At 71.8% G+C, this 22,382-nt stretch carries 19 protein-coding genes; 6 read left to right on the forward strand and 13 right to left on the reverse strand.

What is annotated here, in order from left to right:
• Positions 1-4 precede the first annotated feature (4 nt).
• Genes D466_RS0108860 through D466_RS0108895 form a run of 8 tightly spaced genes read right to left on the reverse strand, consistent with a single transcriptional unit; the run spans position 5 to position 8,494 of the window.
• Positions 5-757 (reverse strand): SDR family oxidoreductase, encoded by a 753-nt coding sequence (locus tag D466_RS0108860; RefSeq protein ID WP_018913357.1) that lies wholly within the window; start codon positions 755-757, stop codon positions 5-7.
• The gene (locus tag D466_RS0108865; protein WP_018913358.1) at positions 754-1,587 is read right to left on the reverse strand and encodes a cyclase family protein; all 834 of its coding nucleotides are present in this window, start codon (positions 1,585-1,587) and stop codon (positions 754-756) included. The genes D466_RS0108860 and D466_RS0108865 overlap by 4 nt, the downstream gene beginning before the upstream one ends.
• On the reverse strand, positions 1,584-2,858 hold the full coding sequence (locus D466_RS0108870) for an SDR family NAD(P)-dependent oxidoreductase (RefSeq protein ID WP_018913359.1): 1,275 nt from the start codon (positions 2,856-2,858) through the stop codon (positions 1,584-1,586). The genes D466_RS0108865 and D466_RS0108870 overlap by 4 nt, the downstream gene beginning before the upstream one ends.
• A complete protein-coding gene (locus tag D466_RS0108875; RefSeq protein WP_018913360.1) occupies positions 2,855-4,024 on the reverse strand; it encodes a thiolase family protein in 1,170 nt (389 codons plus the stop codon). The genes D466_RS0108870 and D466_RS0108875 overlap by 4 nt, the downstream gene beginning before the upstream one ends.
• Complete coding sequence (locus D466_RS0108880; RefSeq protein ID WP_051083720.1) at positions 4,021-5,670, reverse strand: ATP-dependent acyl-CoA ligase; 1,650 nt, start codon at positions 5,668-5,670, stop codon at positions 4,021-4,023. Before D466_RS0108880 ends, D466_RS0108875 begins: the two co-directional genes overlap by 4 nt.
• A gap of 6 nt (positions 5,671-5,676) precedes the next feature.
• On the reverse strand, positions 5,677-6,171 hold the full coding sequence (locus D466_RS0108885; protein ID WP_018913362.1) for an aromatic-ring-hydroxylating dioxygenase subunit beta: 495 nt from the start codon (positions 6,169-6,171) through the stop codon (positions 5,677-5,679).
• Positions 6,168-7,496, reverse strand: a complete 1,329-nt coding sequence (locus D466_RS0108890) for an aromatic ring-hydroxylating dioxygenase subunit alpha (RefSeq protein ID WP_018913363.1) — start codon at positions 7,494-7,496, stop codon at positions 6,168-6,170. The genes D466_RS0108885 and D466_RS0108890 overlap by 4 nt, the downstream gene beginning before the upstream one ends.
• A gap of 23 nt (positions 7,497-7,519) precedes the next feature.
• A complete protein-coding gene (locus tag D466_RS0108895) occupies positions 7,520-8,494 on the reverse strand; it encodes a PDR/VanB family oxidoreductase (RefSeq protein WP_018913364.1) in 975 nt (324 codons plus the stop codon).
• Between the two features lie 119 nt (positions 8,495-8,613).
• Between D466_RS0108895 and D466_RS0108900 the strand changes: the two genes are divergently transcribed.
• Entirely contained in the window at positions 8,614-9,078 is a 465-nt protein-coding gene (locus D466_RS0108900; protein ID WP_018913365.1) for a MarR family winged helix-turn-helix transcriptional regulator, read from the forward strand.
• Positions 9,079-9,106: 28 nt separating this feature from the next.
• Here D466_RS0108900 and D466_RS0108905 read toward each other — a convergent pair whose 3' ends face one another.
• The 4 genes from D466_RS0108905 to D466_RS0108920 form a co-directional block, all read right to left on the reverse strand.
• Positions 9,107-10,120, reverse strand: a complete 1,014-nt coding sequence (locus D466_RS0108905; protein ID WP_018913366.1) for a 3-hydroxybutyryl-CoA dehydrogenase — start codon at positions 10,118-10,120, stop codon at positions 9,107-9,109.
• Between the two features lie 7 nt (positions 10,121-10,127).
• On the reverse strand, positions 10,128-11,201 hold the full coding sequence (locus tag D466_RS0108910) for an NAD/NADP octopine/nopaline dehydrogenase family protein (RefSeq protein ID WP_018913367.1): 1,074 nt from the start codon (positions 11,199-11,201) through the stop codon (positions 10,128-10,130).
• 262 nt (positions 11,202-11,463) lie between these two features.
• Complete coding sequence (locus tag D466_RS0108915) at positions 11,464-12,153, reverse strand: dienelactone hydrolase family protein (protein WP_018913368.1); 690 nt, start codon at positions 12,151-12,153, stop codon at positions 11,464-11,466.
• A 202-nt stretch (positions 12,154-12,355) separates the two neighbouring features.
• On the reverse strand, positions 12,356-13,093 hold the full coding sequence (locus D466_RS0108920) for an ABC transporter substrate-binding protein (RefSeq protein ID WP_018913369.1): 738 nt from the start codon (positions 13,091-13,093) through the stop codon (positions 12,356-12,358).
• A 113-nt stretch (positions 13,094-13,206) separates the two neighbouring features.
• Between D466_RS0108920 and D466_RS21220 the strand changes: the two genes are divergently transcribed.
• The 5 genes from D466_RS21220 (at position 13,207) to D466_RS0108945 (ending at position 18,886) form a co-directional block, all read left to right on the forward strand.
• Entirely contained in the window at positions 13,207-14,439 is a 1,233-nt protein-coding gene (locus tag D466_RS21220; protein ID WP_018913370.1) for a CynX/NimT family MFS transporter, read from the forward strand.
• 67 nt (positions 14,440-14,506) lie between these two features.
• Positions 14,507-15,808 carry an MFS transporter gene (locus D466_RS0108930; protein ID WP_018913371.1) on the forward strand — a complete coding sequence of 434 codons (1,302 nt, stop codon included), beginning with the start codon at positions 14,507-14,509 and terminating at the stop codon, positions 15,806-15,808.
• 69 nt (positions 15,809-15,877) lie between these two features.
• Positions 15,878-17,287, forward strand: a complete 1,410-nt coding sequence (locus tag D466_RS0108935; protein WP_018913372.1) for an MFS transporter — start codon at positions 15,878-15,880, stop codon at positions 17,285-17,287.
• Positions 17,288-17,374: 87 nt separating this feature from the next.
• Positions 17,375-17,905: a GNAT family N-acetyltransferase gene (locus D466_RS0108940; protein WP_018913373.1), complete on the forward strand. Its 531-nt coding sequence runs from the start codon at positions 17,375-17,377 to the stop codon at positions 17,903-17,905.
• A 36-nt stretch (positions 17,906-17,941) separates the two neighbouring features.
• Complete coding sequence (locus D466_RS0108945) at positions 17,942-18,886, forward strand: DNA-3-methyladenine glycosylase (RefSeq protein WP_018913374.1); 945 nt, start codon at positions 17,942-17,944, stop codon at positions 18,884-18,886.
• Between the two features lies 1 nt (position 18,887).
• Here D466_RS0108945 and D466_RS0108950 read toward each other — a convergent pair whose 3' ends face one another.
• Positions 18,888-22,352 carry a hypothetical protein gene (locus tag D466_RS0108950; RefSeq protein ID WP_156004147.1) on the reverse strand — a complete coding sequence of 1,155 codons (3,465 nt, stop codon included), beginning with the start codon at positions 22,350-22,352 and terminating at the stop codon, positions 18,888-18,890.
• Positions 22,353-22,382 lie beyond the last annotated feature (30 nt).

Raw genomic sequence — 22,382 nt, forward strand, 5'->3', positions numbered from 1 at the left:
TGCCTCACAGCGCGAGCGTGCCGACGCTGGCGCCGCCGCACACGTACAGCACCTGCCCGGTGACGAAGCCGTTGCGCGCATCGGCGAAAAAGCCCACCGCGCGCGCCACGTCCTCGGGCTCGCCCAGCCGGCGCACCGGCAGCGACGCGGCCAGGCGCAGCTCCTGCTCGCTGCCCGCGGGCACGACGTCGTGGAACATGTCGGTGCGGATCGGCCCCGGCGCCACGACGTTCACGGTAATGCCCTCGGGGGCCAGCTCCAGTGCCCAGGTACGCGCCATGCCGAGCATGCCCGACTTGGTGGCCGAGTAGCTGGTGCGACTGGCCAGGCCCAGCGCGGCGCGCGAAGAGATGAGCACGATGCGCCCGAAGCGCCGTGCGCGCATCGACGGCAGGAAGGCCTGCACCAGTTGCAGCGCCGCGCCCAGGTGCAGGTTGACCAGGGCGTCGAAGTCCTCCAGGCGCACCTCGGGCAGTAGCGCGGCGCGGATCACCCCTGCGTTGTGCACCAGCGTGCCCACCTCGTGGCGCGCGGCCAGCTCGGCCGCCACGCGGGCGGTGGCTGCGCGGTCGCTGAGGTCGACCTCGATGTTGCGCACGCGGGGATGCTCCAGGCCCGGACCGCGGTCGGCCAGGGAGATGACCTCCTGCCCCTGCGCCAGCAGTTGCTCGACGATGGCGCGGCCGATGCCGACGCTGCCGCCGGTGACCAGCGCGATGCCGGCGCCGCCCGGCTTCGCATCCGCTGTCGCGTTCATCGCGGCTCCCTCCCCGCCGCGGCGGCGTCCACCAGGGCCAGCACGCGCAGCGGGCTGCCGCTTCCGCGCTCGATCTTGAGCGGGGCGCCCACGATCACCGCCCCGGTGGGGGGAAGTTCGTCGAGCCGGGTCAGGCACTGCAGGCCGTAGCGCCCGCTGCCGTGCATCATGGAATGGCAGGGGTACGGGGGCAGCAGGTGGTAGCCCTGCCCGGCGTCGGTGCCGATGGCCTCGGAGCCGAAGCCGAGCACGTCGCGCTGCTCCACCAGGAAGCGCACCGCCTCCACCCCGGGCCCTGGAGTGTGCTGGCCGGTGGCGTCGAAGTTCTGGAACTCGCGGGGATCACTGCGCTTGGACCAGTCGGTGCGCATGAGTACCCAGGCTCCCGCCGGAATGCGCCCGTGGGCGGCCTCGAAGGCCTCGATGTCGGACACCTGCAGCAGGTAGTCGGGGTTGTCGCGCGCCTGCGCGCTGCAGTCGATGACGCAGGCCGGCGCGACGAAGTGGCGCACGTCGATGGTGTCCACCGAATTGCGCGGCAGGTCGCGCCCGGTGACCCAGTGGATGGGGGCGTCGAAATGGGTGCCGGTGTGCTCGCCGCAGGAGAAGTTGTTCCAGTACCACGCCGGGCCGCGCTCGTCGTAGCGCGAGATCTCCTCGATGCGAAAGGGCTGGCACTGCCCGAACTCGGGCGGCAGCGCGATCTGCGGAAACGAGGGACTCAGGGTCTGGGTCAGGTCGATGACGCGGATGCTGCCGCCGGCGAGCGCGCCCACCAGGGCGCCGAGGATAGAGGCGGCTTCGCCCGCCGCCTGGCTGGTCGGATTCACGGCATGCCTCCCTGCATCGCGAGTTCGTGTTCCATCACCTTCGGGTCGGCGCGCCAGCGCTCCCGCCATTCCTGCGCCACGTCGCCCGGGTACAGGTCCTCGACGCCGTCGCGCAACCCCGCCACGACGGCGGCGGCCAGCGCGCGGGGCGCCAGCTTGGGCGGTGGCAGCTCCTGGTTCCACTCGTGGTCGATCGGGCCCGGGAATACGTTGAGCACGCGGATGCCCCCGGCGCGCAACTGCGCGCGCAGCCCCTGGGCCAGGGACAGCGCCGCCGCCATGGAGGCCGAGTAGGTGCCCTGCGGCGGGTAGTTCGCCAGCGCGTACACCGACAGCACGTTGACCCAGGCGCAGGCATGCGCGACGCCGTCGGCCGCGCGCGCGCGCAAGGCCGGTGCGAAGGCCTGCGCCAGGCGCAGCAGGCCGAAGTAGTGCAGGTCCATCTCCGAGCGGGCGTTGAGGGTGCCGCGCGGCGACTCGATGCCGCCGCCGCGCAGGTATTCGGCATTGCTGAGCAGGATGTCCACCTTGCCGCCGATGCGCGCGGCGAGCTCGCGCACCGAGCCCTCGTCTCCCAGGTCCAGCTCCACCGGCGTGACCTGGGGCAGCGCGCTCAGCGCCTCCAGGCCGGGCGCGCGCTTCCAGGGCTCGGCGCAGCCCAGCCACACGCGCTCGGCGCCGGCCTCGACTAGGGCGCGCGCCAGCGCCTGCCCGGTGGCCGACTTGCCGTCGGTGACCAGCACCTTGCGGTACCTGGGGTCGCTGCTCATCTCGCGCAACATCGGATCGTCGTGCATATGCGGGGTCTCCTCCAGGGGCAGGGCGAGCAGCACCGGCGCGCCGGCACGGTCCAGGCGCGCAAGCACCCGCACGCGGCTGGCCGGACCCGGCGGGCCCGGGTCGGCGACGTCGCCGTGCAGGTGCACCATCACGCAGGGGCCGGCATCCAGGCGTACCATGCCCACGCGCCAGGGCAGGCGCTCGCGGAAATAGGGGTCGTTGCTGTGCGCCAGGCGGGTGTTCGCCAGCAGCACGCCCTCGCCGCCTTGTTCGCGCCAGGCCAGGCGCGAAGAGGAGCAGGCCACGCAGGCCTCGCGCGGCGGGTACTGCACGCGCGCGCAGTCGGCGCAGACCTGCAGCGCGAATCGCCCCTCGGCGGCGGCCGCGGCCATGCCCAGCGCGACGCGCCCGCGCTGCGCCGGCGGCAGGGTCATGCGGGGCGTGCGCCGCAGCGGGTCGCGCCGCACCGGGGGCTGCAACGGCCGGGTCATCGCGCGGCTCCCAGCAGCAGCGCGCCGGTGCACAGGCAGCGGTCGTAGGTGACCATGCCGAAGCCCGACACCAGCCCGACCTCGGCGTCCGGCACCGCGCGCCCCTCGGCCACCCCGCTCAGCTGGCGCAGGGTCTCGGTGATGCCCAGGAAGCCGCCGGCGGCGCCCGCCTGGCCGCACGACAGCTGGCCGCCGCCGGTGTTGCAGGGGAAGTCCCCATCGACGCGCAGGTCATGCTCGCGCACGAAGGTCGGGCCCTCCCCCTTGGCGCAAAAGCCCAGATCCTCCAGTTGCATCATCGCGATCACCGGATAGTCGTCGTAGGTCTGCACCAGGTCGACCTCGTCGGGGCCGAGGCCGGCCTGGGCGTACAGATCGTCGCGGTCCATCGCCCAGCCCCCGCGGATCATCACCGGGTCGTCGGCATAGGCGTTGTGGCGCTCGATGCTTCCCAGCAGGCGCACATGGGGCAGTCCGAGGTCCTGCGCGCGCTGCGTGGACAACACCAGGAAGGCCTCGGCGCCGGCGCAGGGCATCACGCAATCGAACAGGTGCAGCGGCTCGGCGATGGGACGCGCCCCCAGGTAGTCGTCCAGGCTCAGCGGCTTGCGCAGCAACGCGTTCGGGTTGCGTGCCGCGTTGGCTCGCTGCGCCACCGCGATGCGCCCGAAGTCCTCGCGCGTGGCGCCGAAGCTGCGCATGTAGTGGTCGGTGATGAAGGCGAACATGGCGTTCGGCCCGCCGGCGCCGTAGGGATAGGTGGCGTCGCGCGCGAAGTCGCTGAAGGAGCCGAGCATGCGCCGGAACGAATCCACATGGTGGGTGTCGGCGGCGATGCAGGCGACCACCTCGGCGTCCCCGCATTGCACGGCGCGCGCCGCCCTGCGCACGCACATGACCCCGCTGGCGCCGCCCGTGGGCACGTGGTCCAGCCAGCGCGGCGACAGGCCGTGGTGCTGGGTGACTCCCACGGCGGTGTCGGGGGCGAGGGAGAAGCTGCTCAGCGCGAGCCCGTCGATCTCCTCCTTGCGCAGGCCCGAGCCGTCGAGCAGCGCACGCAGCGCCTGGCCGATGAACCAGTGCGCGCCGTGGATGCTGTAGCGCACGTAGGGCACGGTCACCGGCAGCGCCAGCGCCACGTCCTCGTAGCCCAGGCGACGCTTCATCGGCCGGCTCCGGCGCCGGGGCGGCGCAGCACCACGCCGGCGCGCTCGCGGTCCCAGGTGGCCGCGCCAACGCCGCGTTCGCGCAGCTTGAATTTCTGGATCTTGCCGTTCTCGGTGGCGGGAAGCGCCTGCACCACGTCGATGTAGCGGGGCACCGCGAAATAGGCCATGCGCTGCGCGCAAAAGCCCACCAGTTCAACGGGGTCGATTCGCTCGCCTTCGCGCGCGACCAGCGTGGCCATGACCTCGTCCTCGGCGAGTTCGCTGCGCACCGGGAAAACCGCCGCCACGGCCACCGCGGGATGGCTGAGCAGCACCTGCTCGACCTCGAAGGACGAGACGTTCTCGCCGCGCCGACGGATCGCGTCCTTCAGGCGGTCGATGAAATGGAAATAGCCGTCGGCGTCGCGCAGCACGCGGTCCCCGGTGTGGAACCACAGGTTGCGCCAGGACTCGACGGTGCGGTCGTCCATGGCGAAGTAACCGTTGGCGAAGGCGAAGGGTTCCTGCGCGCGCAGCACCAGCTCGCCGGGCGTGTCGTCGGGCACGGGGTTGTCACCCTCGTCGACCACGCGGGCGTCGAAGCCCGGGCGCACGCGCCCCATGGTGCCGGCCCGTTGCTCGGGCGCCATCGCTCCGATGACGAAATTGGTCTCCGTCGAGCCGTAGCCGTCGAGCAGGGTGAATCCGAAGCGTTCCTGGAAGCGCGCGTGGAACTGGCGCGGCACGCCGGGCGCGAGCGCGATGCGCACGCGGTGCGCCCGGTCCTGCTCGCCCGGCGGGCGCGACAGCAGGATGGGCACCATGGCGCCGAGCACGTAGGTCACGGTGGCCTGGTGCGCGGCCAGGGCCTGCCAGAAGCCGGAGGCCGAGAAACGCGGCTCGACGACCAGGGTCGAGCCGGTGAGCAGGGCCTGGAAGAAGGCGTTCATCGCATTCGTGTGGAACAACGGCAGCGTGGTCAGCAGGATCTCGCCGTCGCCGATACCGAGCAACTCGGCCGTGTGCACGCCCCACCAGAAGAACTGCGCATGCGGGCAGCGCACCCCCTTGGACAGCCCGGTGGTGCCGGAGGTGTAGAGGATCACCAGATCGTCGCCGGGGCGTAGCGGCGCCGGCTCGGCGAGCCCGGCCTCGGCGCGCGGGAAGACGCGGGCGCGCGCATCGCCCTCGGGCTCAGCGTCGATCAGCCACAGGCTGCGCAGCGCGGGCAGAGCCTGCCCGGCGTCGGCCTCGATCACCCGCAATGCATCGCGGCCGTCGGGTTCGGTGACGAACAGCGTGGCGCCGGAGTTCTCCAGCATGTGGCGCAGCTGCGCCCCGCGCGACGCGGTGTTGATGGGCACGCACACCGCGCCGGCCCAGGCACAGCCGAGCAGAATCTGGAGGAATTCCGGGCGGTTCGAACACTGCAGCGCGACGCGGTCGCCGGGCGCCACGCCGGCGGCGCGCAGTTGCCCGGCCCAGCGCCGCGCCATGTCCAGCGCGTCGGCGTAGCTCCAGCTCGTGTCGCCGGCGACGAACAGCCGGCGTCCGGCATGGCGTGCGGCCTGGCGGGCCAGCAGTTCGGGCAGGGTGCGCTGCGCCGGCGCGTAGTCGCGAGGCAGGGATTCGAGCGGCAAGCCGGGAGACGACGCGTCGGACATGGGGCCTCACATGAACAGCTGGATGTTGCCGAAGGCGGCGTCGCTGTTGACCAGGTCGACGCGCTTGAGACGCATGCGCAAGGCCTCGCCCTCGAGCACCAGCGTGTGGGTGGCCCAGCCGGCGTACAGGGTCTGCTCGTCGCCGCGCGTCTCCACGTAGTGGAAGGCGGTGCGGCAGGTGTAGACGCCAGCGGCGGCGTCGCGCTCCACCACGCGCGGCTGCTGAAGCAGGTGGTGGCAGCGGCTGGGTGGCTGCTGCGAGAAGGTGCGCTGCCCATGCAGGCGCTCCACGCGCACGCGCAGCAGCAGCGGATCCTCGTACATCAGCGAGCAATGCAGGCGCGCATCGGTCTGCCCGGCCTCCAGGGGCATCCAATAGCGCCCGTCGGCGGTGAACAGCTCCAGCCAGGCGTCGTAGCGCTGTTCGTCCAGCAGCGCCGCCTCGTCGTAGACGAAGTCGAGCAGCCGTGCGTCGCTCGGGGACCTCGCAGGCGCGTTCATGCCGCCACCCCCTCGGCCATGTCCGCGGTCATGTAGCGCAGCCACGCCCGCATCTGGTTGCGCATCTGCGACTCGCTGGTGCCGTTGCTCACGACGCCGCTGCGCCCGCCCTCGCCGGGCTCGTACAGGCGCGCCAGGTTGATCCAGTCCCGCGCGCGCGAAGCCAGCCCCTGCTGGGCGCGTTCGTAGACTTCCAGGTCGTCGTGCCCGACCACCGAGGTGGGCGCGTTGATCAGCCGGTTGTACATGAGGGTGCGCTCGAGCAGAAGGTCCGGCGCGCCCACCAGGCGGAAGGTCCAGCTCTCCACCAGCGTGCGCTCCACCGCCAGGGGCTTGAACAGACGCAGGGTCTGCACCGGCCCCTTGACCATGATGTTGGGGAAGTACACGGTGTTGTGCCGCACCTCGCCCAGGATGGCGCGCGCGCGCTGCTCTCCGTAGGCGGCCACCATGCCTTCCCAGTAGCCCGGCACCGGCGAGTAGGCGGCGTGAAGGGAGTCGGAGACCCCCGTGTGCCCGTGGCCGTTGTCCCAGACCCGAATGCCCATGCCCTCGAAAAAGTCGTAGGGGTTGACGAAGGGCGCGAACAGTTCCACCGCCATGGGCTTGGGGGTCCCCTCCGGCGCCTGTTTCCACACCTGCACCGCGGTGCCCGCGGAGGACTCGTGCGCGACCATCGGGTGGCAGGTGTCGGTCTGGTTGTCCACCAGCATCTTCCAGTTGCAGCGGTGCATGTAGCGCAGCACCCCGCCGGCCACCTCGAGCCGGCCCTCGGGCGAGCGATCCACCATGTTGTCCAGGGTCGACAGGGACTCGCCGAAGAACTCCTCGAAGCCGATCCCCCGGGGGTTGAGCCGACAGAACACGAAATCGCGATACACCCGCGCGTCGCCCACCGGCGCCAGCCCGGAGGCGGCCTCGGTGGCGCCGAAGCACGCGGGGTCGTAGCCCTGCTTGAGCGGCACCGCAAGCAGGCTGCCGTCGGTACGGAAGGTCCAGGCGTGGTAGGGGCAGCGAATGAACTTGCCGGCATGCGCGCAGCCTTCCTGCACCAGGCGCACCCCCTTGTGCGGGCATCGGTTGTGCAGCACGCGCACGCTGCCGTCCGCGTGGCGCACCATGAACACCGGCTGGTCGCCCACGGTGGTGGCGTAGGTGTCGCCGACATTGGGAACCTGGCTGGCGTGGCCCACGTAAACCCAGGTGTTGGCGAACAGGTGTTTCATCTCCAGCGCGAACACCTCCGCGTCGGCGTAGCAGTCGCGGTGCACCTCGGTGTCGCGCACCAGGGCGGCCAGCGCCGCCGCGTTTTCATATCTGCCCATCGCGCCCTCCTCGCATGTCGCCTTCAAAGGTCCAGCACCAGGCGCGCGCCGCGCGCGCGCGAGACGCAGATCTGGATCACCTTGCCGGATGCCCGTTCGGCCGCGCTGAGCACGTGGTCGCGGTGATCCACCTCGCCTTCCAGCACCGGCACCGCGCAGACCCCGCAGTCGCCGCGCCGGCAATCGAACAGGGGATCACAGCCATGCGACTCCAGGCATTCAAGGATGGTCTGCCCGGGCTGCACCTGCAGGCTGCGCCCGGATTGGGCCAGTACCAGCTCGAAACCCTGATCGGCCTGGCCCGGCGCGGCCGCGGCGAAGCTCTCGAAGCGCAGGCGCTCGCGCGGCCAGCCCAGCGCCTCGGCGGCTTCCCGCGCGGCGTCGAGCATGGCGCCCGGGCCGCACAGGTAGACCTGCTCGCCGGGCGCGCAGTCGCCCAGCAGGCCCCGCACGTCCAGCGCCCGTCCCTGCTGCTCGTCGCTGTGCAGTTGCAGCGCGTCGCCCAGCAGCGCGCGCAGTTCGGGCACGAAGGCCATGAGCCCCTGGCTGCGCCCGGCGTAGACCATGCGCACCGCGATGCCCGAGGCGCGGCAACGCGCGGCCATGCCCACCAGCGGGGTCACGCCGATGCCCCCGGCCACCAGCAGCACGGACTGCCCGGGCGCGGCCCGCAGCTCGAAGTCGTTGCGCGGCTCCTCGATGCGCAGCATGTCGCCCTCGCGCAGGGCGTGCATGAACCGCGATCCGCCGCGCCCGGGCTGCTCCAGGCGCACGGCGATGCGGTAGCTCGGGCGCGCCGCCCGCGCGTCGCGCGGCGCCTCGGCATCGATCAGGGAATAGGCGCGCCAGTCCTCGGCGCCGTCGGGCAGGCGCACCTGCACGCGCACATGCGCGCCCGGGGCGTAGCCCGGCAGCAGCGCGCCCGGCGCGGGCTCCAGGCGCAGCCCGCGCACCAGCGGGTTGCAGGCCTCCACTTCGGCCACGCGCAGCTCCATCATCGGGCGTCTCCCTTGCGGCGAGCCCCTGCCTGCGCCGCCCGGGGCGCACCGGGCGCGCCGCGCAGGCGTCCGACCGATACCCGCGCTGCGCGCGCGAAGCTCGCCCTTATCATGCGCGCATGGGCGCACAAGCGGAAACGACTGCAGCGCAAGCCAGCTTCGTCGACGACTACCTGGCGGCCCTGCTCGCGCGCGCCAGCCACCTGATCTCGGCCGAGTTCCATCGCATCGTGCAGGCCGGCGGGTTCAGCGTGGGCGAATGGCGCATCCTCGCCACGCTGACCGACAGCCCCGGGCGCAGCGTGGGGGAGATCGCTCGCGTGGCGCTGAACAAGCAACCCACGGTGACGCGCATGCTCGACCGCATGGAGGCGCGCGGCTACGTCGAGCGCTTCGCCCACGCCAGCGACCGCCGCGTGACCCTTGTGCGCATCACCGCCGCGGGCCAGGATGTCGTAGCGGGTTTGCTCACGCTGGCCAAGGCGCACGAAGCGCGGGTGCTGGAACCGCTGGGCGCCGGCCACGCGGCCGAGCTCAAGACCATGCTGCGCCGGATCATCGAGCTGAACGAAGCGGCGGACTGAAGAGCGGAGCGCGCCCCGCGGGCCCGCTTCAGCCAAGGGTGTCGGGGCTCGGCGGATGCCAGAGTCGGGCATGACGCAACATCTCCAGGGATCGGCGCAACACGTCCAGCCGGTAGGCGCGGCCGTCCCGTGAAGCGTGGTCGTAGAAACCCCGGCCGGTCTTCAGGCCGAGCTCGCCGCGCTGCATCATGGCGCGGATCACCTCGGGCGTGACGTAGCGCTGCGCGCTGACGCTCTCGCCCAGTTCGCGACTGGCGTGATAGAGGATGTCCACGCCGCCGAAATCGACGAATTCCAGCACCCCCAGCGCCGCGAAGCGAAGTCCCAGGCCGAAGCGCGTGGCGCGGTCGATGTCCTCGGCGCTGGCCGCGCCCTCCTCGACCATGCGCGCGGCCTCGTTCATGATCAGGGCCTGCAGGCGCGGCACGATGTAGCCCGGGGCCGCGCCGCACACCACGGGCAGCTTGCCGATGGACTCGAGCAGTTCGCGCGTGCGCGCCAGCGCGCCTGCATCGGTGCCCGCGTGCACGCTGAGCTCGACCACCGGCATCAGGTAGGCCGGATTGAGCCAGTGCATGTTGAGGAAGCGCTCGGGCCCGCGCACCATCGCGGCCAGCCGGTCCACCGAGATGCTGCTGGTGGTGGAGGCGACGAGCGCGTCGGCGCCGCAGCAGCGCCCGATGCGCTCGAAGGCCTCGCGCTTGGCCTCCAGGGTCTCGGTGACGCCTTCGAGCACCAGCTCGGCGCCGGCCAGCGCCTGGTCGGCCCGGCCTTCGGGGGTCCAGACGATGCGCGCGAGCACCGCCTCGGTGAGCTGCGCGTCGATGGCGCCAAGCTCGACCAGCGCGGCCAGGCTGGCGCGCAGCTCGGCATCCACCTCGGCGCGCAGGGCCTGCAGGGCCTGCGCTTCGCGCCGCCGCAGGTCGACCAGGGCGATGCAATGGCCGGCCCACGCGAAGGCCAGCGCGATGCCCCGGCCCATGCGCCCGGCGCCGACGGTCGCGTAGCGCGGCGGCTGCGTATCGAGATCCGGTGTCGTCATCGCGGACTCACTCTCCGTCGTGCAACCTGCGGCGCAGCTCGCGCGGGTCCAGGCCGTGCAGGCCGAGGGCGGCCAGGGTGCGCGGACCGCGGCGCAGGTCGCGCCCGAGAAAGGCGCCGACGATGGCCAGCAGGCCCTCGGCGGTCGGCGCGTCGACCCCGGCCTCGCGCGCGACCGAGACCAGGAAGGCCAGCCCGATCTCGGTGTCCTCGGCGATGTAGCGATGCCCGTGCAGGTCGATGTGCTCGCGCCAGTCGCCCGAGCGCACCAGCGCGCGGTGGGCGTCGCCGTACATCCAGCGGTCGGTGGTGTAGTGGTCGGCCAGAGGGTAATGCGGCGCGCCGTAGCCCAGCGCCTCGCGCACCGCGATGCGCTCGCGGTCGAGCACGTCGGTGACCGCGCGCACGGCCGGCTGCGTGCCTTCGGCATGGATGTCCCAGCTGGGAAAATGCTGCAGCGGTGCGGCGTTCATGACCATCAGCGGCGGGTGGATCACCGGCCCGGCGTTCATCAAGGCGCCCGAGAGCGCATCGCCGCAGGCATGCACGCAGGGGTAGGCCTGGGAAATCACGGCCAGCGCCTCGTCGGCCGCACGCGCCGGATACACGCCCACCGGCAGGCGCACCGCACGCGCCGACACGCGCACCTGGCGCGGCCCCTGCTTGCGCGCCAGGTAGGGCAGAGTGCCGGTCTCGGCCCACAGCACTGCCGCCTGGTTGCCGAGCTCGCGCACGCGGCGGGCCATCGCATAGCTTCCGAAGCTGCCGGGCGCGAGGAACACCACCTGCCCGTCCACCAGGTGCGGCGCCATGCGTCGCGCCAGCTCGTCCTGCGCGGTGGCCGGCAGCGCAATCAGCACCAGCCGGGCGCCGCGCAGCGCCAACGCGATGTCCTCGGTGGCCAGCTCGATACCTACCTGGCGCGTACCGTCGGCATCCTCCAGATCGATGGACGGCGGCTTGCCCAGGGCGGCAAGCGCCTGGGCGTCACGTCGCCACATGCGCACCGTATGCCCGGCGGCCGAGAGGTCCGCGGCCGCCGCGTGGCTGCCGTGTCCTCCGCCCAGAATGCAGATGTCCATCCGATCCCTCGCGCAGCGACCCGAAGCGTCCACCCCGGCGCGCAGGGACGCGCGCCAGAAGGTGGACTCCCGAATAATTTATACATGATCTTATGCAGAATCATGGATTCACCGCCCGGGGATTACCCTGATGGGTCGTGTGTCTGCGGGAAATCGCGACCCTGCGCGATGCCTGCCGGGCGGCCAAAGGCGCGCCCCGCTTCGGGACCCAGCCCGGGAGACGGATGCGACGGGCTCGATCGGTCGCCCGATCAGCGACCAGTCAGTGACCGCAAGGGGCACCGGCGTGCGCCTGGAACCACGCGGCGGCAAGCTCGGCGACCTCGCCCAGCTTGCCCGGCTCTTCGAACAGGTGGGTCGCCCCCGGCACGATGCGCAAGTCGTGCTCGCAGCTCAGCTGCCCGGCCGCCAGGCGGTTGAGCTCGATCACCTCGGTGTCGAGCCCGCCGACGATCAGCAGGGTCGGAGCGAGCACCTGGGCGAGCTCCGCGCCGGCCAGGTCGGGCCGGCCGCCTCGCGAGACCACGGCCGTGACCAGTCGTGGCCTGCGTGCCGCGGCAAGCAGCGCCGCCGCGGCACCGGTGGACGCTCCGAACAAGCCCAGGCATGCCCCCGGCACGGACTCGCCCCGCTGCAGCCAGTCCACCACGTCCACCAATCTGTGTGCGAGCAGCCCGATGTCGAAGCGAAGGGCGGCGCCGCGGCGATCGAGCGCCTGCTCGTCCGGAGTCAGCAGATCGAACAGCAAGGTTCCCAGGCCCGCCTGCCACAGGCGCCGCGCCACGTACAGATTGCGCGGACTGTTGCGACTGCTGCCGCTGCCATGAGCGAACACCACCAGTCCCACGGCAGCGGGCGGCAGGTCCAGCGTGCCTTGCAGCACGGCATCGCCCGCGGGAATCCGCAGCTCGCGCGACTGCGGCGGCTTCGGGCGCTCCGATGCAGGCTCCATGGCTTCGAGATCCTGGGTGCGGCGGGACCGGCGACACGCACGGGGAGATCCCGTCTGCGCCTTGCTGCAGCCCGGCTCCCGCACTTCCGGAGCCGCGATGCCTATGCGTCGGCCCGCCGCACGAGAACCAATGTAGGGCTCCTGCCGCAGCCCGGGGCAGCGGCCGCGACCCGGATGCTGATGTGGCGCAAGCAGCGCGGCATCAGCCGATCGCTGCCGGCGCCACCGAGGCGCCCTGCACGCGGTGGCGCGCCAGCGCCTCGGCGACGAAGCCGTCGGACTTCGCCTGCTCCACGAAATCCGCCAGCAGCGCTGCCGCGTCGGCGCCGGCGCTCCTGGGCAGGCCCATCGCCTGCTGGATGACCATGAAACGCCCGTCCAGCAGGCGCAGCCCGCCGACGCGCCCGGCGTCGGCCTCGAGCTGCTGCTTCACGCCGGCGGCCACGTCGCCCTCGCCCGCCACGAAGACGTCCACCACGGCGGGCGAGCTCGGCGCGCGCACGATGTCGGCGTGGCGCAGTTCGCGCGTGAGGAACAGGTCGTAGGCGCTGCCCTGGCCCACCACCACGCTGATGCCGTCGCGGTCGACCTGCTCGTTGGCGCGGATCGGGGAGGCCTCGCGCACCAGGTAGCAGCCCTCGATCAGCACGTAGGGGGCGGTGAAGGCGATGTCCCGGCCGCGCACCGGGTCGATAGCGAAAAAGCCCACGTCCGCCTCGCCGCGCGCGACCACCTCCACCGACTTGCCAGCCGTGTCCACCACCACCAGGTCCAGTTCCAGCCCGAGCTGGCCGGCCAGGCGCCGCGCCAGATCCACCGACACGCCGCGGGCCTCGCCGGTGCCGGGATCGCGCCCGGCCAGGATCGGGTTGCCCAGGTTGATCGCCGCGCGCAGGCGGCCGCCCGGCGCCAGGGCCAGGATCGCGGATTTCGGGAACATCGCCGGTCGCTCCATCGGGGAATCAGCCCGCGAGTCTATGCCGATGGGGATCCGGCGTCCGGCTGCCGACGCATCTAAGATCGCGGACATTTCGCGCCTTCGCGGAGTCCGCCTTGACCCAGCCCCTTCCTGGTAGCGCCGAGCAGGACAACGACCTCGTGGCCCTGGCCGTGCTGTGGCTGGTGGGCGCCTGCCTGCGCATGACCATCCTGGCGGTGCCGCCGCTGATGCCCCTGCTGCACGCGGAGCTGCACCTGAGCGAAGGCCAGGTCGGCCTGCTGTCCTCGCTGCCCTCGCTGATGTTCGCGCTGGCGGCGATTCCCGGGGCCTTCCTGGTGGCGCGCTTCGGCATCGGCGCCACGCTGCTCGCCGGGCTCGCGCTCAATGCCCTCGCCTCGGCGGCGCGCGGCCTGGTGCCGCACGTGGACTTCCTGTACGCGACCACCGCGCTGATGGCCGCCGGAGTGGCCGTCACCCAGCCCGCGCTGCCCCCGCTGGTGCGCAACCGCTTTCCCCGGCGCATCGGCTTCGCCACCGCCGTGTACACCAACGGACTGCTGGTGGGCGAGATCCTCTCCGCCTCGCTGACCCGCCCGCTGGTGCTGCCGCTGGTGGGGCAGCATTGGCGCGGCGCGGTGGCGCTGTGGGCGCTGCCGGTGCTGCTCACCGCCGTGCTGGTGCTGGCCTACGGGCGCCACCTGGTGCCGAAGGGGCGCCCGGCTGCCAACGCGCGCCAGTGGATCCCCGACTGGAAGCACCCGCTGATCTGGCGCCTGGGCTTCCTGCTCGGCGGGGTCAACGCCATGTATTTCGTCGCCAACGCCTTCCTGCCCGATTTCGCCACCGCCGCCGGCCACCCGGAACTCATCGAAAGCGCGCTGACGGCGCTGAACGTGGCGCAGCTTCCGGCCTCCTTCCTGATGCTCGCGCTGGCCGGGCGCCTGGCCACGCGGCGCTGGGCCTACGTGGCCACCGCCTCGCTGTCCCTGCTCAGCGTGCTGGGCATCATCGCCTCGCGCGGCGAGGGCATCGTGGTCTGGTGCGCGGTGCTGGGCTTTTCCAACTCCATCACCCTGATCCTGGCCTTCGCGCTGCCCTCGCTGCTGTGCGCGCCGGCGGACGTGCCGCGCACCTCGGCCGGCATGTTCACCATCAGCTACGGCTGGGCCATGGCGGTGTCGATCTTCAGCGGCCAGTTGTGGGACTGGACCCGCTCCTCGCTCAGCGGCATCGCGCCGCTGGCGCTGTGCGCGGTGATCACCGCCGGGCTGGCCTGCACGCTGCGCCTGGGCGGCCACGACCCGCGGGCCGAAGCGCCCCCTGCATTTCCGGCCAAGGCCGAATAGCATCTCGGTTCCCAGGGTCGCCGCGCATGCGCGCGGCGCGAACGCCTTCCCGCCAGGAACCCCGCCGATGCTCGCCAACCGCCTTGCCGCCCGCCTGGAACGCCGCGGCATCCACTACGCCTGGGCCGTGGCGGCGATCACCTTCGTGGCCATGCTGGTGACCTCGGCCGCGCTGGGCATGCCGGGGGTGCTGCTGCAGCCCCTGTCGCGCGAATTCGGCTGGAGCACCGCGGAACTGTCGGCCGTGTTCGCCACCCGCTTCGCGCTGTACGGCCTGCTGGGCCCCTTCGCCGCCGTCGTGCTGTTGCGCTACGGCGTGGCGCGCGTGGTGGCTTTCGCCACCGCGCTGATCGCCGTCGCGCTGCTGCTGGGCACGCGCATGCACGACATCGACCAGGCCTTCGTGCTGTGGGGCCTGGGGCTGGGCGTGGGCTCGGGGCTGACGGCCATGGTGCTGGGCGCCACCGTGGTCAACCGCTGGTTCGTGCAGCGCCGCGGCCTGGTCATGGGCCTGCTGGCGGCCAGCAGCGCCACCGGGCAGCTGGTGTTCCTGCCGCTGGCGGCCTGGCTGATCGAGCACCACGGCTGGCGCATGGCCCTGCTGCCGGTGGTGGCCGCCACCGCCCTCGTCTCCGTGCTGGCGCTGCTGTTCGTGGCCTCCAGCCCCGAGGCCGTGGGCCAGCTTCCCTACGGCGCCGCGCCGGGCACCGCCCCGGCGGCCAGCGCGCCGCGCGCCGACTGGGGCCTGCCCTTCCGCACCCTGGCCGAAGCCGTGCGCGTGCCCACGTTCTGGGTGCTGGCCGCCACCTTCTTCATCTGCGGCCTGAGCACCAACGGCCTGGTGCAGACCCACTTCATCTCCCTGTGCGGCGACCACGGCCTGGGGCCGGTTCCGGCGGCCTCGGTGCTGTCCATGATGGGCGCCTGCGACCTGGTCGGCACCACGCTGTCGGGCTACCTGTCGGACCGTTTCGACAACCGCAAGCTGCTGTTCATGTACTACGGCCTGCGCGGCCTGTCGCTGCTGTGGCTGCCCTACCTGCAGTTCACGCTGTCGGGCCTGGCGCTGTTCGCCGTGTTCTACGGGCTGGACTGGATCGCCACCGTGCCGCCCACCGTGAAACTCGCCGGCGCGCGCTTCGGCCCGGAGCGCGCCGGGCTGATCTTCGGCTGGGTGTTCGCGGCGCACCAGCTGGGCGCGGCCACCGCCGCCTATGGCGCCGGCCTGATGCGCTCGCTGCTCGACACCTACTCGCCTTCGCTGTTCATCGCCGGCATCGCCTGCCTGGGTGCCGCGCTGGCCATCCTGCTGGTGCGGGCGAAGCCCCCGCTGGCACCGGCGCCGGTACCGGCCTTCGGCGAGCGCTGAAGCGCCCGCGGCGACGCCCGGCGCCGGTCACCCCGTCTCGGCTCGCCGCCCCCCGGACGCTTCGTCCCCATGAATTCGACGGATTCCGAGGAGTTCCGGCAACGCGGCCTCGGCGCGGTGGCGCTGCTGGTGGCCGGCACCTTCTTCATGGAGAACCTGGACGCCACGGTGATCACTCCGGCCATTCCGCAGATGGCCGCCAGCTTCGCGGTGCCCCCGGTGGCGCTGAACACCGGGGTGAGCGCCTACATGCTGACCCTGGGCGTGTTCATTCCGGCCAGCGGCTGGATCGCTGATCGCTTCGGCGCGCGCAGGGTGTTCGCCTCGGCGATCGTGCTGTTCACCCTCGCCTCCTGGCTGTGCGGCCACGCCGGCGGGCTCGCCGAATTCGTCGCCATGCGCGTGCTGCAGGGCATCGGCGGGGCGCTGATGGTGCCGGTGGGACGACTGGTGGTGCTGCGCGTGACCCCCAAGCAGCGCCTGGTGCAGGCCATCGCCACGCTGACCTGGCCGGCGCTGGTGGCCCCGGTGCTGGGCCCGCCGCTGGGCGGGCTGCTGGCGCAGCAGGCGAACTGGCGCTGGATCTTCTACCTCAACCTGCCACTGGGCCTGCTGGCGCTGCCGGCGGCCCTGCTGCTGGTGCCCGACACGCGGGGGCAGGCGGGCGAGCCCTTCGACTGGCGCGGCTTCGTGCTGTGCGCGGGCGCCCTGCTCGCGCTGCTGAGCGTGGCCGACATGCTGGCCGGCCCGCGCGTGCCCTGGATCCCCGCCACGGGCGCGGCGGCCTGCGGGCTGGCGCTGCTGTTCCTGGGCGTGCGGCACCTCCAGCGCAGCCCGCATCCGATGCTGCGGCTGTCGGCGCTGCGGGTGCCGAGCTTCGCCGTGACCGTGCGCGGCGGCTCGCTGTTCCGCATGGGGGTCAGCGCGGTGCCCTTCCTGCTGCCGCTGATGTTCCAGCTGGGCTTCGGCTACACGCCGCTGCAGGCCGGCGGCATGCTGATGGCCGTGTTCGCCGGCAACCTGCTGATGAAACTGGGCACCACCCAGGTGCTGCGCCGCTTCGGCTTTCGCCGCGTGCTGGTGGTCAACGGCCTGCTCAACGCCTGCGCCATCGCCGCCTGCGCGGGCCTCGGGCCGGGCATGCCCCTGGCGCTGGTGTGCGCGGTCCTGTTCGCCGGGGGCATGACCCGCTCGATGCAGTTCACCGCCTTCAACACCCTGGCATTCGCCGACATCGAGCCGCGGGCCATGACGGCGGCCAACACCCTGTTCTCGGCGGTGTTCCAGCTGGCCATGGGCCTGGGCGTGGCGCTGGGCGCCGTGGCCTGGCACGCCGGCACGCTGCTGGCGCCGCAGGCAGCGCCGGCCTTCGCCTTTCGCATCGCCTTCGTGCTGGTGGCGGCGGTGTCGCTGCTCGGCGTGCGCGACAGCTTCGCGCTGCACCCGCACGCGGGGCAGCAGGTGGCGCGCGGCGCCTGAGCGCGCGCCGCCGGAAGGCGGGCGCGGGCCCGCGGTGACTTAGCATCGAGGGCTTCGATGCAAGGGAACCAGCAGGGGAAACAGGCGATGGATGCAGTCGAGATCGTGGGTTGCAGCTTCGAGCGCCACGCGGGAGCGATCCTGGACATTTTCAACGAGGCGATCGAGCACTCGACCGCGCTGTACGACTACAAGGCGCGCGAGCCGCAGAGCATGGTGGCCTGGTTCGACGCCAAGCGCCGCGGCGGCTTCCCGGTGATCGGCGCCGAGGACGCCGCCGGCACCCTGCTGGCCTTCGGCAGCTACGGCAGCTTTCGCGCGTGGCCGGCCTACAAGTACACGGTGGAGCACTCGGTGTACGTGCACAAGGATCAGCGCGGCCGCGGGCTCGGGCGCCTGGTGATGCGGCGCCTGATCGAGGCCGCGCGCGAGCAGGGCCTGCACGCGATGATCGGCGGCATCGACGCCTCCAACGCCGGCAGCATCGCCCTGCACGACAGCCTGGGCTTCCGCCACGTGGGCACGCTGCCGCAGGTCGGCTTCAAGTTCGGCCGCTGGCTGGACCTGGCCTTCTACGAGTTGCTGCTGGACACGCCGGCGCGGCCGGTGGACGGCTGAGGCCGTGCACGCGCGCGGGCCGGGGTTCGGCGGGCCATGAACACCGATCCGGCGGCCGGGCCCGGGGCGCGCCGCTTCCTGCTGGACCTGCCGCTGCGGCCGCCCTACGACTGGCCGGCCATGCTCGGCTTCCTGGCGCTGCGGGCGATTCCCGGCGTGGAGGCCGTGCACGGCGAGGCCTACGCGCGCAGCATCCGCGTGGACGATGCGCGCGGCTGGATGCTGGTGCGCCCGGCGCCGCGCGAATCGGCCTTGCGCGCCGAGCTGCATCTGGTCCAGGGCAGCCCGGGCCCCCGGCTGCTCGCCCGCCTGCGCCACCTGTTCGACCTCGACACCGATCCCGGACCCATGCTCGCCCACCTCGGACGCGACGCGCTGCTGGAGCCGCTGGTCGCCGCGCGCCCCGGGCTGCGGGTTCCGGGCGCCTGGGAGGGCTTCGAACTCGGCGTGCGCGCGGTGCTGGGGCAGCAGGTCACGCTGGGCGCGGCGCGCACCCTGGCCGCACGCCTGGTGGCGCTGCACGGCGAAGCCTTGCCGGCCCCGCCGGATGCGGTGTTCGCCGGCATCGATCGCCTGTTCCCCCGCGCCGCGCGGGTGGCCGAGGCGCAGGAGCTGGGCCTGGCGCTACGCATGCCCCGCGCCCGCGCCGCCGCGCTATGCGGGCTCGCGCGCGCGGCGGCGCAGGACCCGGGGCTGCTCGGCGACGGCACGGGCACGCAGGCGCTGGAAGCCTCGCTGGCGCGGCTGCGCGCGCTGCCCGGCATCGGCGACTGGACGGCGCAGTACATCGCGATGCGCGCGCTGCGCCAGCCGGACGCCTTTCCCGCCGGCGACGTCGGCCTGGCGCGGGCCGTCGCGGTGGACGGCCGGCGCCCCGGTGCGCCCGAGCTGCTCGCCCGGGCCGCCGCGTGGCGCCCCTGGCGCGCCTACGCGGCCTTGCACCTGTGGACGGCGGACGCCGGCGCGGGGCCGCGCAAGTGACTCAATGGATGCGCCACTGCACGATGGTGTTCAGTCCTGAGCGGCTGAACAACAGCGGGCTTTGCGGGTTCTGGGTCTGCTGGGTGCTGCCGTACAGGGGCAGCGCGGTGCCGGAGATCGAGATGCTGGGCGAATAGGCCTTGCCCTCGCCCAGGTCGAGGTTGGCGGTGAGGTACTTGCCGTTCTGCTCGACCTTGTTGAGCGGGAAGGTGCCCGAGGGCAGGTCGAAAAAGTCGTAGTAGCCCTCGCCCGCCACGTTGCAGGCCTGCGCGACCGCCGACGGCGGCACGTAGATCGGCACCACCAGCACCCCGTTGACCACCAGCGGCAGGTCGGAGATGGTGGCGCCGGTCTGCAGCGGTGCGGGCGTGGTGCTGCTCGACAACTGGGTCCACCCCGAGGTGCCCCAGGAGTAGCTCTTGCCCGGGCCGCTGGCCCACAGCGGGTTCCAGCCGGCATTGTTGATGCCGAACACCGTGATCACGGTGGTGCTGGTGGCCCACAGGTAGGGCTGGTTCTTGTACTGCTGGTAGCCGACAAACTGCACCGCCTGCTGGTCCTCGGTGCTGCCCAGCTGGCCGATGTTGCCGATGTCGGTGGACGCGTCGCCGGTGAAGGACATCGAGTACACCTTGCCGTCGGAGGTGCCGAAATACATCACCCCGGAGCTGCCGTCGTAGAACAGGTTGCTGGTCACGTACTGCCCGGTGCTGCCGATGGCCGAGGCCGGGATCAGCGCATTGGTCGACGCCCCGGTGGCGATGTTGAACTCGTACAGGTAGGTGGAGGTGCTGCCGCCGCTGCTGCTCGCGTTCACCAGGAACGCGGCGTACTGGCTGGTTCCGATCGAGGCCACGACCGGCGCCTGGCGTTGCGGGTAGCCCACGGTGGTGCCGCTGGGCAGCGCGGTGGTGTTGGCCGGCATGGTGGCCTGGTAGGGCCCGAAGGTGGCGATGACCTTGGAGGGGGTCGGCACTTCGGTGCTCCCCGAGCCGGCCGTGCCGTCGAGCAGCTTCAGGTCATACCAGAGCGCCCCCCCGGCGGCGCTGCCGATCACGTAGCTCCCCCAGGCGGCGGGCGAGGCCGAGGTGTCGTAGGCGTCGGCCACCGCGAACTTGCCGGCGAAGTTGTCCTGGTACGGGAAGGTGGTGTAGTTCTGCAGGCCGCTGACGAAGGAGCGCGGCATCCAGCCCCAGTTCATCGTGCCGGTGCTGGCGTCCACCGAATACAGGAAGCCGTCGTCGTTACTGAACAGCAGCGCCGGCGCGCGCTTGGATTCGGTCTGCGCGAAGGTCGCGTAGCCCGGCATGGTCAGCAGCGTGGGGTCGTTCGGCGGGTTCAGCAGCGTGGCGTAGTCGCCGGGCGAGAATTCGTCGAGCAGCGAGCCCACCGCGCGCGAACCCAGGTAGGGCGCGCTGCAGCCCGTGGGCGTCGCGGAATAGCTGGTGTTGGGGTCCACGGTGTAGTTGACCACCGCCGAGGTGCTGGGCACGCAGGTGGTGGGGGTGGCGGGCAGGCCGAAGGCCGCGCTGTCCAGCGAGCTCAGCAGGGTCGCGGTCTGGCCGTCGGAACCCGTCGAATACAGCCCGCCGCTGCGCAGCGCGTCGGTCATCTTGCTGCCGGCCTCCCAGGACGCCGTGCTGCTCGGGTTGCCAGCGGCGTCCAGGCCGTAGGCGTTGACGTAGCCCTGCACCGGGCTGGGGTTGGAGGTCAGGGTGTACAGCAGGCTGCCCGAAGTCACCGTCAGCGGCGCCACCGGCGAGCCGATGGTGCGGGCCGCCGGCGAGGCCTCGAAGCAGGTGATCTCGTGCACGTTGGTGCCGCCGCCGGTGGAGCCGCCGAAACCGAACAGGTAGCTGCTCGGAGGCGCTCCGTTGGTATCGGAAATCGGCACCTGGTTCATCACCTGCTTGAACGCCAGGCTGCCGTCCGGATTGGTCAGGTTGCCGTAGTCGTAATAGAAGGAAAGCAGCCCGGCGGAGGTGATGATCACCTTGTAGGTGATCGGGGTCGCCTTGGTGCGCACGGCCGAGGAACTGCCCTCCTGCGACGAGATGGGCGTGCTCGTGGGAAGCGTGACCACCGAGGACTGGATCACGCTGTAGTCGTTGACCGGAGTGCTGGTGTCGTAGGGCGAGCTGGGCAGGGCGTACTGCGAGTAGTCGTACACGTAGCCCGTGCTGCAGGTGTTCTGCAGCGCCTGGGTCTGCAGCGACGAACTCAGCGACGAGGGATAGTCGCTCGGGTAGGCGGAACTGAGATTCGCATAGGTGGTGCTGTAGCCGGTCGTGGTGCTCTGGCTGCAGGTGATCTTTGTCGACTGCTTGTTCCAATAGCCTGTCTTGTAATAGCTGCTGTAGGCGTACCGATACAGGAAGCTGGACGTGCCCGTGCAGGTGTCGTTCAGGCCCTGTTGCGCGGTGGTAGCCCCAGGACCGCTGCTCGAATCCTTGCCGCTCTGCTGGGGCGGGTAGTAGGTTGAGTATTTCTGGTTCAGGTCCGCGTAGGTCGTCCCCGGAATCGTGACCGCGGGGCAGCTGTAGGCGGTGCTGGTCTGCACAGCCTGCGGCGAGGTCGTCGAGGTGGTGTTGTAGTTCCACAGCGTGCCCGTGGAACAGGTGGCCTTGACCGCGGCCTTCTGGTCCGACGAGGTCAGGGTACTCGGGTAGTACTGCGGGTAGTTGGTGTTCAGCCAGGCCCAGTTCACGCTGCCGGGGCCGCGCAGGCCGAACTCGCCCGGGTTCTGGTGGCCCTCGTTGGCGGCCACCGAGGTCTGCCCGGTGTTGGTGTTGTCGGCGTAGTTCAGGTAGTTGCCGTACTCGTCGATGCCCAGGCCCACGTAGCCGCCGATCATGCCGTTGTACGGGGAGTTTCCGTTGGAGCAGCTGTAGCCCAGGCTGCCCCCGAAGGCGCCCAGGTCGCCTGCGCCGAAGTAACCCGAAGACAGGTAGGGGCTGTCGTCGCCGTACTGGCTGGCGTCGATCAGGTAGAAACCGATGCCGTCGGCGCCAGGGTGGGTGCCGTTGCTCGCCCCGTAGGCATTGCCGCCATAGGTGTAGGTGGTGAAGGTGACCTGGATGCCCTCGTTGGCCAGGAAGGGCACGGTGGAAATGATCGCGCCGGCTTCGTTGCCGCCCTGCGAGCCGCCGTTGGTCAGGCGCAGCGCGCCCGACCCCGACGCGTCGGCGGCGGTCCCGCCCGAAGGCAGGCCCACGAAGGGCAGCTTGGCCGAGGTGTAGTAGGGATCGCCGATGCAGGCCGGAACGCCGATGCCGCTGGTGACCGTGGTGCTGGAGTCCCCCGCGGTCAGGCACGCTCCACCCAGCGCGACCCAGCTGTTGGTGGCTTGGTGGCCCGTGAAGTTGTCCTGCACGACGTTCGCGGTCTGCGCGTCGGCCGTGCCCATGCAGGCCATCAGCGCCGACAGCCCCAGACCCGCGCACATCCACTGCGATGGCTTGCCCATGATCATTCTCTCCCGTGCGCGCCCGAACCG

This window comes from Thiomonas sp. FB-6 (assembly GCF_000377645.1).
Taxonomy (GTDB): domain Bacteria; phylum Pseudomonadota; class Gammaproteobacteria; order Burkholderiales; family Burkholderiaceae_C; genus Thiomonas_A.